15 protein-coding genes are annotated in these 12,657 nt (G+C 56.7%); 4 read left to right on the plus strand and 11 right to left on the minus strand.

What is annotated here, in order from left to right:
• Positions 1–79: 79 nt before the first annotated feature.
• The 6 genes from paaE to orn form a co-directional block, all read right to left on the minus strand.
• Positions 80–1,162 carry a 1,2-phenylacetyl-CoA epoxidase subunit PaaE gene (gene paaE / locus ACOZ42_RS10510; RefSeq protein WP_131070683.1) on the minus strand — a complete coding sequence of 361 codons (1,083 nt, stop codon included), beginning with the start codon at positions 1,160–1,162 and terminating at the stop codon, positions 80–82.
• 4 nt (positions 1,163–1,166) lie between these two features.
• Positions 1,167–1,667 carry a 1,2-phenylacetyl-CoA epoxidase subunit PaaD gene (paaD, locus tag ACOZ42_RS10515; protein WP_003799195.1) on the minus strand — a complete coding sequence of 167 codons (501 nt, stop codon included), beginning with the start codon at positions 1,665–1,667 and terminating at the stop codon, positions 1,167–1,169.
• Positions 1,668–1,672: 5 nt separating this feature from the next.
• Positions 1,673–2,437, minus strand: coding sequence for a 1,2-phenylacetyl-CoA epoxidase subunit PaaC (paaC, locus tag ACOZ42_RS10520; RefSeq protein WP_003799193.1), 765 nt, complete (start codon positions 2,435–2,437; stop codon positions 1,673–1,675).
• Positions 2,438–2,445: 8 nt separating this feature from the next.
• On the minus strand, positions 2,446–2,730 hold the full coding sequence (gene paaB, locus ACOZ42_RS10525) for a 1,2-phenylacetyl-CoA epoxidase subunit PaaB (RefSeq protein WP_003799192.1): 285 nt from the start codon (positions 2,728–2,730) through the stop codon (positions 2,446–2,448).
• Positions 2,731–2,824: 94 nt separating this feature from the next.
• Positions 2,825–3,817 carry a 1,2-phenylacetyl-CoA epoxidase subunit PaaA gene (gene paaA / locus ACOZ42_RS10530; RefSeq protein WP_336579329.1) on the minus strand — a complete coding sequence of 331 codons (993 nt, stop codon included), beginning with the start codon at positions 3,815–3,817 and terminating at the stop codon, positions 2,825–2,827.
• 270 nt (positions 3,818–4,087) lie between these two features.
• Positions 4,088–4,633 carry an oligoribonuclease gene (gene orn, locus ACOZ42_RS10535; RefSeq protein ID WP_003799188.1) on the minus strand — a complete coding sequence of 182 codons (546 nt, stop codon included), beginning with the start codon at positions 4,631–4,633 and terminating at the stop codon, positions 4,088–4,090.
• A 43-nt stretch (positions 4,634–4,676) separates the two neighbouring features.
• On the opposite strand from orn, the gene ACOZ42_RS10540 reads away from it, so the two are divergent.
• Both ACOZ42_RS10540 and rsgA read left to right on the plus strand, forming a co-directional pair.
• A complete protein-coding gene (locus ACOZ42_RS10540; RefSeq protein ID WP_301605857.1) occupies positions 4,677–5,924 on the plus strand; it encodes a M48 family metallopeptidase in 1,248 nt (415 codons plus the stop codon).
• Complete coding sequence (gene rsgA, locus ACOZ42_RS10545; protein ID WP_003799185.1) at positions 5,921–6,820, plus strand: ribosome small subunit-dependent GTPase A; 900 nt, start codon at positions 5,921–5,923, stop codon at positions 6,818–6,820. Before ACOZ42_RS10540 ends, rsgA begins: the two co-directional genes overlap by 4 nt.
• Positions 6,821–6,899: 79 nt before the next feature.
• On the opposite strand, the gene ACOZ42_RS10550 is transcribed toward rsgA, so the two are convergent.
• Positions 6,900–7,571, minus strand: coding sequence for an NUDIX hydrolase (locus ACOZ42_RS10550; protein ID WP_003799183.1), 672 nt, complete (start codon positions 7,569–7,571; stop codon positions 6,900–6,902).
• Between the two features lie 153 nt (positions 7,572–7,724).
• Complete coding sequence (gene rplS, locus ACOZ42_RS10555; protein WP_003799181.1) at positions 7,725–8,099, minus strand: 50S ribosomal protein L19; 375 nt, start codon at positions 8,097–8,099, stop codon at positions 7,725–7,727.
• A gap of 274 nt (positions 8,100–8,373) precedes the next feature.
• Between rplS and ACOZ42_RS10560 the strand changes: the two genes are divergently transcribed.
• Both ACOZ42_RS10560 and ACOZ42_RS10565 read left to right on the plus strand, forming a co-directional pair.
• Positions 8,374–8,649, plus strand: a complete 276-nt coding sequence (locus ACOZ42_RS10560; RefSeq protein ID WP_003799175.1) for a lipoate protein ligase C-terminal domain-containing protein — start codon at positions 8,374–8,376, stop codon at positions 8,647–8,649.
• Positions 8,646–9,416, plus strand: coding sequence for a lipoate--protein ligase family protein (locus ACOZ42_RS10565; protein WP_003799173.1), 771 nt, complete (start codon positions 8,646–8,648; stop codon positions 9,414–9,416). Before ACOZ42_RS10560 ends, ACOZ42_RS10565 begins: the two co-directional genes overlap by 4 nt.
• Before the next feature lie 31 nt (positions 9,417–9,447).
• On the opposite strand, the gene ACOZ42_RS10570 is transcribed toward ACOZ42_RS10565, so the two are convergent.
• The 3 genes from ACOZ42_RS10570 to ACOZ42_RS10580 all read right to left on the minus strand — a co-directional run bounded on the left by ACOZ42_RS10570 (position 9,448) and on the right by ACOZ42_RS10580 (position 12,591).
• Positions 9,448–9,642 carry a hypothetical protein gene (locus ACOZ42_RS10570; protein WP_003799172.1) on the minus strand — a complete coding sequence of 65 codons (195 nt, stop codon included), beginning with the start codon at positions 9,640–9,642 and terminating at the stop codon, positions 9,448–9,450.
• Positions 9,643–9,947: 305 nt separating this feature from the next.
• The gene (locus ACOZ42_RS10575; RefSeq protein ID WP_003799170.1) at positions 9,948–10,589 is read right to left on the minus strand and encodes a peroxiredoxin; all 642 of its coding nucleotides are present in this window, start codon (positions 10,587–10,589) and stop codon (positions 9,948–9,950) included.
• Positions 10,590–10,773: 184 nt separating this feature from the next.
• Positions 10,774–12,591: an acyl-CoA dehydrogenase gene (locus ACOZ42_RS10580; protein WP_131070685.1), complete on the minus strand. Its 1,818-nt coding sequence runs from the start codon at positions 12,589–12,591 to the stop codon at positions 10,774–10,776.
• Positions 12,592–12,657 lie beyond the last annotated feature (66 nt).

Raw genomic sequence — 12,657 nt, forward strand, 5'->3', positions numbered from 1 at the left:
ATGTGCTCCTGAAACTAGTAGGACGCCAAGCTGGGAAGCTGGCGTCCAGATTCTTGGAAAACCGCTATTTTTGGCGGTCTTAGGTTTCCTGATCGAAGTCAATCACTACCCGGTCGGTTACCGGAAAGCTTTGGCAACTGAGCACGAAACCGCGGGCTACTTCGTAATCTTCCAGCGCAAAGTTGGCGTCCATGTCCACTTCGCCCTCTACCACTTTGCAACGGCAGGTGGAGCAAACACCACCTTTACAGGAATACGGCAATTCCAGACCTTGCTCGAGCGCTGCATCCAAAATGCTGCTGTTGCTCTTGCTGATGGTCAGGTTGCGTGTGATGCCATCCTGAATCACGGTCAGCTCGCACTCTTCCTTGCCCGGTGCCTTGCGCGACTCCTCACCCGTACGCAGCGCACGTGGCCCTTTGGGAGCGCCAAACAGCTCGAACTTGATCTGGGATTTTTGCAGACCGTTTTCCTGCAAGGCGGCCACCACCTGCTCGCTCATGTCCTGGGGACCGCACACAAAGGCCACATCCACACTGGCCGGATCGAACCATTGCTGCATCAGCTGGCGGACTTTCTCACCGTCCAGGCGACCGTTGAACAGATCAATATCCTGCGTTTCCCGGCTCATGATATACACGATGGAGAAACGTTCCATATAGGTGTTTTTCAGGTCCTCGATCTCTTCGCGAAACATGATGGCCGAAGAGGCGCGGTTACCGAAAAACAGCGTGAAGGTGGAATTGGGCTCGGTATCCAACGCGGTCTTGACCAGCGACAGAATGGGGGTGATACCGCTCCCCACCGCAAAGGCAACATAACGGTGCGCGTTGCTGGGGTCAAAATCTACGGTGAAGTTGCCATCAGGAGGCATGACCTCCAGCGAAGCACCTGCCTGCAGATGGCTGTTGGCCCAGGTAGAGAAAGCACCATCATTGACGCGCTTGATCGCCACCCGCAGCAAGCGGTCGTGCGGAGCGGCACAGATCGAGTAGGAGCGGCGCAGTTCCTGGCCGTCCAGATGGGTGCGCAGGGTCAGATACTGACCGGGGCGAAACTGAAACACATCCTGCAAATTGTCGGGCACATCAAAAGCTACCACCACAGCATCGCGGGTGCTGCGCGAGACCGATGCCACAGGAAGAGAATAAAACTGACTCATAGGACTAATGCGCCTTAAAGTAATCGAATGGTTCGCCACAGCTGATGCAGCGGTACAGCGCCTTGCACGGCGTCGAGCCAAACTGGCTGATGACCCGTGTATGCGTGGAGCCACACTGAGGACAGGCCACCACGGGCGCCTCGGGCTGGCGCAGCAAACCAGAAATATCAACTGCACTTTGGGCCGGGGGAGCGATACCGTAATCACGCAGGGCCAGCTTGCCTTGCTCACTCATCCAATCGGTCGTCCAGGCCGGCGACAACTTCGTATCGACTCGAACCTGCTCGATGCCGGCCTGCTGCAAGGCTTGCTCAATCGAGTGGCTCATCTCGTACATCGCCGGACAACCAGAGTACGTCGGTGTGATGGTGACCACGCACACGCCCTCCTCCCAGTTCACGTCACGCACAATGCCCAGGTCCAGCAAGGAGATCACGGGGATCTCCGGATCTGGAACCGTGGCCAGTATCTGCATGACTTGCTCGGTGCTCCAGGTCTGTGTCATGACGATCACCAGGTGGCGTCGGGGTACATACGTGGCAGATGCTGCATTTCCGCCAGCAGATACCCTAATGCTTCCGTATGACGGCCTTGCGGACCGCCACGGTATGCCTTGTGCTGGGCATCCTGTTCGGCTGGACAACGCAAGGTAGCGCGCTCCAGGGCGGTCCGGATGTACTCCAGGCAGGGCTGCCACAGGCTGGCCATCAAGGGCACGGCCTGACGCTGAGCCAGCTCCTGGGTGACCTCATCATCCAGGAACAGTTCACCCAGATAGAACCAGGCATCGTCTATCGCTTTTTGCATGCGCTTGTGGCTCTCGGCAGTACCATCACCCAGACGCACGATCAGATCGGTCGAGCGGCGCAAGTGGTACAGCACTTCCTTGTGCGCTTTCTGGGCGATGGCCCGAATTTGCTCATCGGTGGATTGCAGCAACTGCTCCAGCAAGAAACAGTGCCAGGCATCAAAGAGAAACTGACGCGCCAAGGTATCGCCATAGTGACCGTTCTCACGTTCGACCAACAGATAGTTGGTGTACTCGTGAGCGTCACGATGATAGGCCAGACGATCTTCGTCGCGGCCTTGGCCTTCGGTCTCGCCGGCCAGCGTCAGCCACATGCGGGCCTGACCCAACAGGTCCAGGGCGGTATTGGCACAGGCCAGCTCTTCTTCCAGAGCCGGGCCATGTCCAGTCCACTCACCCAGACGCTGAGCCAGCACCAGGGTGGAATCGCCCATGCGTAGGGCGTAGGAAAACAGGGCTTTGTCCATACCGATTCCTACATATTGATGCCGTCAGGCATGGGGAAAAAGGTAGGGTGACGGTAGACCTTGGTGTTGGAGGGCTCAAACAGCGGCCCTTTGTCACCCGGACTGGAGGCCGCGATATCGGCAGCACGCACCACCCAGATGCTCACGCCTTCATTACGGCGGGTATAGACATCACGCGCATTGTTAATGGCCATTTCGGCATCCGGCGCGTGCAGGCTGCCTACATGCTTGTGAGCCAAACCATGCTGGCTGCGAATGAAAACTTCCCACAGGGGCCAATCGTTCTTGCTCATAACTGAAAATTCCTTGCTGTGCAGCCGCGCTCTTACTGCGCGGACTGCGAATCGGATCGGATCAGAAACCGTCACGGTTTCCTGGCCTTAGGGATCAGGCCACCTTGCGGATGGCTTCTTGCTTCTGGGCATGGGCATCCAGTGCCTGACGGAACCACGCGCCGTTTTCGTGGGCGTCCACCCGGGCCTGGAGTCGTTCACGATTACAGGGGCCATTGCCCTTGATCACCGCCCAGAACTCATCCCAGTCAATCTCGCCAAAGTCGTAGTGGCCGCGCTCTTCGTTCCAGCGCAGATCAGGATCAGGAATGGTCAGGCCCAGATACTCGGCCTGCGGCACGGTCTGATCCACCATTTTCTGGCGCAACTCATCATTCGAGAACAGCTTGATCTTCCACTGCATGGACTGGGCGCTGTTGGTGGAGTCTGCATCGGAGGGGCCGAACATCATTAGCGCGGGCCACCACCAACGGTTGATGGAGTCCTGCGCCATGGCCTTCTGTTCCGGGGTGCCATGCAGGCACATCTGGATCAAAAGATCGTAACCCTGGCGCTGGTGGAAAGACTCTTCCTTGCATACCCGCACCATGGCACGGGCGTAAGGACCGTAAGAGCAGCGGCACAAGGGAATCTGGTTAATGATGGCCGAGCCGTCAACCAGCCAGCCGATCATGCCGATGTCGGCCCAATTCAGGGTGGGGTAATTAAAAATACTGGAGTACTTGGCTTTGCCCGACAACAGATCATCGACCAGCTTGTCACGGCTGACACCCAGTGTTTCGGCAGCGCTATACAGATACAGACCGTGACCGGCCTCGTCCTGCACCTTGGCCATCAAGATCGCTTTACGCTTGAGCGAAGGAGCGCGGGTAATCCAGTTGCCTTCGGGCAGCATCCCGACAACCTCGGAGTGCGCGTGCTGAGAAATCTGGCGCACCAGGGTTTTGCGATAGGCTTCGGGCATCCAGTCCCTGGCTTCGATGCGGACACCCTCATCGATGCGCTCTTGAAACCGACGCTCTTCGTCGGACATCTGCTCGATATCCCGGACCTGCTTGACGCCTGTCTCTACAAGTTGTGCATACATGACCATCCCCGGTAAGAGTACTGAAAGCGTTCAACAAAATTTTGTTTTGACGCAAACCATATACACTTCATTATTTAATACGAAAAATGTGATGTCAATCGCAAAACCGTATCATATAACCCGGAAACGGATACTTTAAGGGTAAATACTTAGACGTAAAAAAACCGAGGTGCGATAAATCGCTGCCCTCGGTTTTGGTCCCGCCCGCATGCCCTTGCCTGCCCTGGCAGACGCGCTTAACGCGCTTGCGCCTTGACCGGCGCGCTGTGTTTACAGGCGGATGAAATGCTCGCGGTAGTGTTTAAGTTCGTCGATGGACTCGTAAATGTCGGCCAAGGCTTCGTGGCGGCTTTGCTTGACGAAACTTTTAACGACGTCGGGTTTCCAACGCAGAGCCAGCTCTTTCAAGGTGCTGACATCCAGATTGCGATAATGGAAGAAGGCCTCCAGGCGGGGCATGTAGCGGTACATGAAACGACGGTCCTGGCTGATGGTGTTGCCACACAGGGGCGACTTGCCCGCTGGTACATGCTCTTTCAGAAACTCCAGCAACTGATCCTCGGCCTGCGCTTCAGTCAGGGTCGACGCTTTGACCTTGTCGATCAGGCCACTGCGGCCATGTGTCCCCTTGTTCCAGGCGTCCATGCCATCGAGCAATGTGTTGCTTTGATGAACCACCAGAACCGGGCCTTCGGCTACCAGGGTCAAGTCTGCTTCTGTTACCACGACCGCAACTTCGATAATGCGCTCTTTGTCCGGGTCCAGTCCTGTCATCTCCATATCGAGCCAGACCAGACGCTGTGTGTGAACCGCCATATAATCATTCCTCAAAACGCCCATTTTACATATAGCCGCCTCCATGCTGACTTTGTTGTTCATTATCTTTCTGCTGGCAGACGTTTTGCTGCGCTTTTATCTCGGTCTGCGGCAGATCCGGCACGTTTATCGACATCAGAACGAGGTGCCTGCCGAGTTTTCCGAACGCATCGGCCTGCATAGTCATCAGCGCGCGGCGCGTTACACCATTGCACGCACACGGCTGGGCTTGAGCGAACGCTTGGTGGAAGCCCTGGTGTTGCTGGGCTTTACCTTGCTGGGTGGCTTGCAATGGCTGGATATCACCCTGGGCCACTGGATCAGCCACGAACTGCTGCGGCAGCTTGCCCTGATTGGCGCCGTGCTGGCGATTATGGGTCTGGTCGGCCTGCCCTTTGCCTGGTATCGCAAGTTCGTACTGGAGGCGCGCTTTGGCTTTAACCGCATGACACCTGCCTTGTTTTTTGCGGATACCGCCAAAACACTGCTCATCATCTTGGTGCTGGGCACACCCCTGTGCGCCGCCCTGCTCAGCCTGATGGATTGGGCCGGACCCTCCTGGCCGTGGTATGGCTGGGGCTTGTGGCTGGCCTTCAATCTACTGGTGCTATGGTTGTACCCGCGTGTTATCGCCCCGCTCTTCAACACGTTTAAACCACTGGAAGATGCCGGCCTGCGGGATCGCATCAACGCTTTGGCGCAACGTTGTGGCTTCCAGACCAGTGGCTTGTACGTAATGGATGGCTCGCGCCGCTCCGCCCACGGCAATGCGTACTTCACCGGGCTAGGGCGCCAAAAACGTATCGTGTTTTTTGACACCTTGCTCAACAAACTCCAGCCCGAAGAAGTCGAGGCCGTGCTGGCGCATGAACTGGGCCACTTCAAGCATCGGCATATACAACGCCGCCTCTTGATCAGTGTGCTGACATCGCTGGTCTTTTTCCTGCTGGCAGGCTGGGCCTGGGGCAAAGTGGGCTTTTACACCGGCCTGGGTGTCATCCCTCAACTAGGCCGCCCCAATGATGCGCTGGCTCTGATCCTGTTCTTTATGGTGGTGCCCACCTTTACCTTCTGGATGGGTCCTTTGAGCGCCCTGCTCTCACGCCGTGACGAATATCAGGCCGACCATTTTGCGGCCCAGCACAGTGGTGCCCAGGACTTGATCAGCGCCTTGCTCAAGCTCTATAACGACAATGCTGCAACGCTGACACCTGATCCGCTACACTCTGCCTTCTACGACAGCCACCCCAACGCGATTGATCGCATTCGACACCTGAAAAGCCTGGCATGACATCCACAACCATTAGCGGTCTGGTGACCGCCGCCCACGGTCGCCACTACTTTGTCGAGCTGCCCGATGGCCAAACCATCAAATGTTTCCCGCGTGGAAAAAAAGCGGGGATTGCGGTGGGCGACCAGGTCGATGTCATGATGCAGGCCAAAGGCGAAGGCTCCATTGAGCAGGTACAGGAGCGGCGCAATTTGCTGTATCGCTCTGACGACTTCCGTACCAAGCAATTTGCCGCCAATATCGATCAGCTCCTGATCGTGGTGGCGCCCGAACCCGCCTATTCCGAAGACCTGCTGGGGCGAGCGCTGGTTGCCGCCTGGAGCGTGGATATTGATCCGGTCATTATCTTGAACAAGGCGGACCTGGGCACGCATCTGGAGCGCGCCCGACGCAAACTGGCTCCGATTGCCGCGCTGGGGGTGCCTATTTTAGAAATGGTGGCCTTGGAACCCGAACAGACCCGGGAAGCACTGGCTCCCTGGCTGGCGAACAAACGCACGCTACTGCTCGGTCAGAGTGGCATGGGCAAATCCACATTGCTCAATGCCCTGGTTCCGGATGCAGGCGCACTGACCCAGGAATACTCGCAAGCCTTGGGGGCAGGTCGGCACACGACCACCAGCACCCGTCTCTATCACCTGCCCAATAGCGGCGACCTGATCGACAGCCCCGGCTTCCAGGCCTTTGGCCTGTCGCATATGACGCAAGAAGATATTGCTCACGGCTTCCCCGACTTTCGCAAAGCCGTGGAATCCTGCCGCTTTTATAACTGCACCCACAGGCATGAGCCAGGCTGTGGCGTGCTGGCGGCCATCGAGGCGGGCAGCATTCACCCTGAGCGTCACGCGCTGTACCAGCGCTTGCTGGCCGAACACGAAAACAAACCCCGCTACTAAGAGAACAAGGGGGAGAGGCAAAACGCGCTGTTTTGTGAAAGCGGGATTCGGCGTCGGAGCGATCGACCGCCCAGCCTGACTACAGACCTGTGGCGCGCGTATCCCCGCCGGCAGACAATTGCACCCAGGCGGCGGACAGATGGTGGTAGAGATTGCGAATCAAGACCGCGGTGGCGCCCCAAATAAAATAAGGCCCCCACGGAATCGAAAAGTAATAGCGACCCGCCCCGTCGGGCAAATCCGCATGATGCAATTGATGACGCTGCGGGTCCAGCAGGACTGACAGGGGCACCTCAAAGACTTCGGCGACCTCGGAACTGTCAGGCAGCACCTGAAAGCCCTCTTGCAGCTCACCAATAACAGGACGCATCGCAAACTGGGTGCTGGTGACAAAAATGGGATGCTGGCCTAGATAACGCACAAAGCGCGGCTCAATACCGATCTCTTCCTGGGTTTCACGCAAGGCGGCTTCCACCGGCCCCAGGTCCGAGGCCTCAATACGCCCCCCAGGAAAACTGATCTGCCCGGCATGGTTGTGCAGGTGCATGGCCCGGCGCGTAAAAATGACGGTAGGCCCCTCGGGTCGCTGCATCACGCCAATACAGACGGCGGAGCGCACATTCATGGAACCGGGCAAAAACTCGGGATAAAACGAACTGCGAAATAAAGGCTCGACCTGCCACTGTATGGGCTGGGAAAAAGCGCTACGCAGAAAATCCAATTGCTGGGCTTGCGCAGGCAAATCAGGCAAAGGGTCTAATGCAACCAGGGGTTGGCTGCGAGGGTCGAATCCAGGAACGATAACGGGCCTGATACGAGGCTTATCCATAAGAACTGGTATGTGATCCCACATAAAAACAAAGGCACCCGCCTGGGTGCCTTTGCATCGCTGTTCGCTGGGAAATTAATTGCCCGAACGACGAACGAGTTTTTCTTTGATGCGAGCGGCTTTACCCGAGCGATCGCGCAGATAGTACAGTTTAGCACGACGAACAGCGCCACGACGCTTGACTTCGATGCTGGCGATCTGAGGGGAATACAGCTGGAATGTACGCTCAACGGCTTCGCCAGAAGAAATCTTGCGAACGATGAAGGAAGAATTCAGACCACGGTTGCGACGGCCAATAACCACGCCTTCGTAAGCCTGGACACGCTTGCGCGTACCTTCAACCACGTTTACGTTCACCACAACGGTGTCACCAGGACCGAACTCGGGAGGCAGTTTGCCACCGGTCAGGCGCTGGATTTCTTCTTGCTCAAGAATAGCGATCAAATCCACGATTGACTCCAAAACCATCGTATCAGCCGCACACATTATAAGAATCGCGCTGACAGAGGATGAAAAATGATTAGCCCACGATTCTACCAGTAAATATTGTGAATGACCAAATTTTTTGACAGCGTGCCCATGCGTCCCTGCGCGTTTAACTACGCTAAAATACGACACTTTGGGCATCCTGCCCCTGTATTAAACGCAGCACGAGCGATTGCTTACTCGCTTAGCCCTCCCTTTTGCCCAAAAGGGTCCGCGCCTATCAAAGGACACACCGTCTATGCATGCTGAATACAAAGTTCCTGGCGGCAAGCTGGTCGTGGTCGATCTGGATGTCAAAGACAATATGATCGAACAAGCACGACTGAGCGGCGACTTTTTTCTGGAACCCCCCGAAGCATTGGGTCTGATCAATCAGGCCTTGCAAGGCCTGTCCGTCAACAGCAGTGCCGAAGAAATTGCCGCTTACGTCAGCCGCGCTCTGCCTGCCGAGGTTGAAATGTTCGGTCTGGACCCACAGGCTATTGGCGTAGTCGTGCGGAGGGCCCTGGCATGACAGGTTGGAACGAATTGCCCTGGGAACTGATCCATATGGAGCCGCAGCCTGCTGCTCTGCACATGGCATTGGATGAAATCATTACCCAGGAAGTCAGCGAGGGCACCCGCGCCCCTACCCTGCGCATCTGGGAGTGGCAAGAAGCTGCGGTTGTCATCGGACGATTCCAGTCCCTGCGCAATGAAATTGAAGCTGAGGCTGCAACCCGTCATGGCATTCGAGTCGTACGGCGCATCAGCGGAGGGGGCGCCATGTTCATCGAACCGGGCAACACCATTACCTACTCTTTAAGCGTGCCCAAGCAGTTTGTTGCCGGCATGACGTTTCAAGAATCCTACGAGTTTCTGGATTCCTGGGTGATTGAGGCCCTGCGCGACATTGGCATTGATGCCTGGTACCAGCCCCTAAACGATATCACCAGCGCAGGCGGAAAAATCGGTGGCGCAGCCCAGGCACGCCGTGGCAATGCGGTTTTGCACCATGTGACCATGGCCTACGACATTGATGCCGACAAAATGCTGGAAGTCCTGCGCATCGGCAAGGAAAAACTGTCTGACAAAGGCACCACCAGTGCCAAAAAACGGGTGGACCCTATCCGCAGTCAAACGGGCATGAGCCGTGAAGCGGTGATTAAGGCCATGCTGGATGCTTTTCGTAAAAAAACGGCCCTCAAAACCAGCACACTGGATACATCGACACTGGAACAGGCCGAAAAACTGGCCCGCGACCGCTTCCTGTCAAACGACTGGACACAGCTGGTGCCCTGATCGCCCCTTGGAGCAGCACACGGGCGTGGCCTTAAAACCCACCCATGCTGCCCAACCACAGCAAGCCGGGAATACTGGCACCCCACACGGCAACCAAACACACATCCATCACCTTGGCCTTGAACGACAAAGGCTGGGTGAACGGGCTGGACGAAGCCGCGGAGCGTACTGGGCCCCGGAAACGAGGAGTGGCTTGAGGACGGTAATGACGGCTTGGACGGGACATGGCTAACTCCGTTTACTGTTTTCTTATACAGTACTGTACTTAAAACCAGCCTTTAGTGCAATCAGCGCTTGCAGTGATGTTGCGCCTGCCCCACTGAGCAGCTGAAACCTGGTCCTGGCGCCAGTCACAGCCCATTCACTACCAATCCTGCCATACCTCTCCCACGAGTTTTCGGGGCTCGCAAGCCACGCTAACCCAGCACTTTACACAGTCGTTCTGTGCGGCAACTCTTCCTGCAAGACCCACAAAAAAGCCCTCGTGCCGCAATGGCACGAGGGCTTTTTGTCGGAACCTAAGCGCAATATTTACTTGTTGGGCTGAGGCGTCACACGCAGGTAAGGACGGATCTCGGTGTAGCCCTTAGGGAACTTCTGCTTTAACACTTCGGGGTCTTTCAGGCTTGGAACGATAATCACGTCGTCGCCATCTTCCCAGTTAACCGGAGTGGCCACGCTGTGGCTGTCAGTCAATTGCAGAGAGTCAATTACGCGCAGGATTTCGTTGAAGTTACGGCCCGTGCTGGCTGGGTAAGTAATGATCAGACGGACTTTCTTGGCCGGGTCAATGATGAACACCGAACGAACCGTCACCGTGGTGCTGGCGTTGGGGTGAATCATGTCGTATAGATCCGATACCTTACGGTCAGCATCGGCCAGGATGGGGAAGTTCACCGTGGTGTGTTGAGTCTCGTTGATGTCGTCAATCCACTTGCCGTGGGAATCCACATCATCCACGGAGACAGCAATCACCTTCACGTTGCGCTTGGCAAATTCGTCGGCCAGCTTGGCGGTGTAGCCCAATTCGGTCGTGCAAACCGGCGTGAAGTCAGCTGGGTGGGAGAACAAGACGCCCCAGCTATCACCCAGGAACTCGTGAAACTTGATGGTGCCAACGGAGGATTTTTGTTCAAAATCAGGGGCCAGGTCGCCCAGACGAAGTGTAGCCATTATGTTCCTCTTTCTAAATGCAGTGGCGATCAAGGGATCACCGACTTGAATAATCAGGACTAGTCAGATGATTTTGTCAGTATAAAGACAGCGCTTCAAATAATTAAAAGTCATATCAATATACCTAAAAAAGGCCCGATAGCCAAAGCGACTAGACGGGCCTTGCACTGCACGCCTTGAGAGCTTACAGCAGCTCGGGCGACAGGTAGGGGGTCAACTGCGCCCCATCCGCCACGGAATGCGCCAGAGCCGTCGCGCGCGGCAGCAAGTGGCTGGCAAAAAACACGCTGGTAGACAGCTTGCGGCGCAGGAATGGGTCCTGATTGCCTTCACTCAATGCCTTCTCGGCCGCTAACGCGGCACGGGCCATCTGCCAGCCAGTCAACACATAACCGGACAGCATCAGGAAGGGCACACTGCCCAGGAAAACGGCAGCCAGATCTTTTTGCGCATTCATCAAGGTAAAGGTGGCAGCCTGCTCCACACTTTTCACCCCGGCTTCCAGCCGATCTGCGATCAGTGTCAACGCCGCTTTGTGTTCGCCATCCTGGGCGGCGCGCTCACGCAGCTTGGCCACGGTGGCACCCAGTTCAGGGGCCAGGCCCTGAATAACCGCACCCGCATCACGCAACACCTTGCGACCGATAAAGTCGTTGGCCTGAATGGCGGTCGTCCCCTCGTAGATGGGCAAAATGCGGGAGTCACGGTAATGCTGAGCTGCGCCGGTTTCCTCGATGAAGCCCATACCACCATGCACCTGTACTCCCAGGGAGGTCACCTCAAGAGACATCTCGGTGCTAAACCCCTTGACCACGGGTACCAGGAACTCATAGAGGGCCTGATACCGCTTGCGAGCGTTTTCGTCCGCGCTATGGCGCGCCTTGTCATTGACGCCAGCGGCAAAATAAGCCAACGCGCGCGATCCCTCGGTCAGCGCACGCATTTGCATCAACATGCGCTGGACATCCGGGTGATGGGCAATTGAAACCGCCTTGCCACCGCTCAAGGGGGCACCCTGGACACGATCATTGGCATACCCGATAGCCTGCTGTAGGGCGCGCTCGGCCACGGCAATACCCTGCACACCTACCGCATAACGGGCGGCATTCATCATGATGAACATGTACTTCAGGCCTTCGTTTTCCTTGCCCACCAGGTAGCCGACCGCGCCCTCGCCCACCTCGCCTTTACCGGACCCATACAGCAGCACGGCAGTCGGACTGCCATGGATACCCAGCTTGTGCTCCAGCGAGGCACACCAGACGTCGTTGCGGGCACCCAAAGACCCATCTTCGTTCACCAGGAACTTGGGCACGATAAATAGCGAAATCCCCTTCACACCGGCCGGTGCATCCGGGGTACGAGCCAACACCAGATGAATGATGTTTTCGGCCATATCATGTTCACCGTAGGTGATGAAAATCTTTTGGCCGCTGATGCGGTAGCTACCATCATCCTGAGGAACCGCACGGCTGGCCACCTGGGCCAGATCGGAACCGGCCTGGGGCTCAGTCAAGTTCATGGTCCCGGTCCAGCGGCCTTCAAGCAAGGCGGGCAGGAAGCGGGTTTTTTGCTCGTCCGAGCCCACCATGGACACGGCCTCAATCACCCCATCGGTCAGCAAAGGGCACAAAGAAAAGGCCAGGTTGGCAGCGTTGATATTTTCACACGCCACAGCACCGATCAGCTTGGGCAGACCTTGCCCGCCCAGCTCGGCTTCGTGCTGCAGTCCTTGCCAACCGGCTTTTGCAAATTCCTCAAAGGCTTTCTTAAACCCGGGTGTCGTCGTGACCACACCGTCATTCCACTTGGCGCCATTCTGATCTCCGGCGCGGTTCAACGGCGCTACTTCCTGCTCAACGAAACGGGCGTTCTCATCAATAATGGCATCGATCAACTCGGCCGAGAAATCCTCAAAGCCAGGCAATTCCAGCACACCAGGCAGATCAGCCAGCTCTGTCAGAGCAAAGCGGATGTCTTGGGTGGGTACACGATACGTCATGAACACTCCTACACAGAAACGAAAAGGACCGACACGGCAAGCAGTCCCCTGGGAATATACGCACTG

Source organism: Alcaligenes sp. HNGD-HTN06 (assembly GCF_049932565.1).
Lineage (GTDB): Bacteria > Pseudomonadota > Gammaproteobacteria > Burkholderiales > Burkholderiaceae_B > Alcaligenes > Alcaligenes ammonioxydans.

What these genes read in the sequence shown, in the direction of transcription:
- paaE (WP_131070683.1), bottom strand. Translation starts at nt 1,162, where the DNA reads ATGAGTCAGTTTTATTCTCTTCCTGTGGCATCGGTCTCGCGCAGCACC.
- paaD (WP_003799195.1), bottom strand. Translation starts at nt 1,667, where the DNA reads ATGACACAGACCTGGAGCACCGAGCAAGTCATGCAGATACTGGCCACG.
- paaC (WP_003799193.1), bottom strand. Translation starts at nt 2,437, where the DNA reads ATGGACAAAGCCCTGTTTTCCTACGCCCTACGCATGGGCGATTCCACC.
- paaB (WP_003799192.1), bottom strand. Translation starts at nt 2,730, where the DNA reads ATGAGCAAGAACGATTGGCCCCTGTGGGAAGTTTTCATTCGCAGCCAG.
- paaA (WP_336579329.1), bottom strand. Translation starts at nt 3,817, where the DNA reads ATGTATGCACAACTTGTAGAGACAGGCGTCAAGCAGGTCCGGGATATC.
- orn (WP_003799188.1), bottom strand. Translation starts at nt 4,633, where the DNA reads ATGGCGGTTCACACACAGCGTCTGGTCTGGCTCGATATGGAGATGACA.
- ACOZ42_RS10540 (WP_301605857.1), top strand. Translation starts at nt 4,677, where the DNA reads ATGCTGACTTTGTTGTTCATTATCTTTCTGCTGGCAGACGTTTTGCTG.
- rsgA (WP_003799185.1), top strand. Translation starts at nt 5,921, where the DNA reads ATGACATCCACAACCATTAGCGGTCTGGTGACCGCCGCCCACGGTCGC.
- ACOZ42_RS10560 (WP_003799175.1), top strand. Translation starts at nt 8,374, where the DNA reads ATGCATGCTGAATACAAAGTTCCTGGCGGCAAGCTGGTCGTGGTCGAT.
- ACOZ42_RS10565 (WP_003799173.1), top strand. Translation starts at nt 8,646, where the DNA reads ATGACAGGTTGGAACGAATTGCCCTGGGAACTGATCCATATGGAGCCG.
- ACOZ42_RS10570 (WP_003799172.1), bottom strand. Translation starts at nt 9,642, where the DNA reads ATGTCCCGTCCAAGCCGTCATTACCGTCCTCAAGCCACTCCTCGTTTC.
- ACOZ42_RS10575 (WP_003799170.1), bottom strand. Translation starts at nt 10,589, where the DNA reads ATGGCTACACTTCGTCTGGGCGACCTGGCCCCTGATTTTGAACAAAAA.
- ACOZ42_RS10580 (WP_131070685.1), bottom strand. Translation starts at nt 12,591, where the DNA reads ATGACGTATCGTGTACCCACCCAAGACATCCGCTTTGCTCTGACAGAG.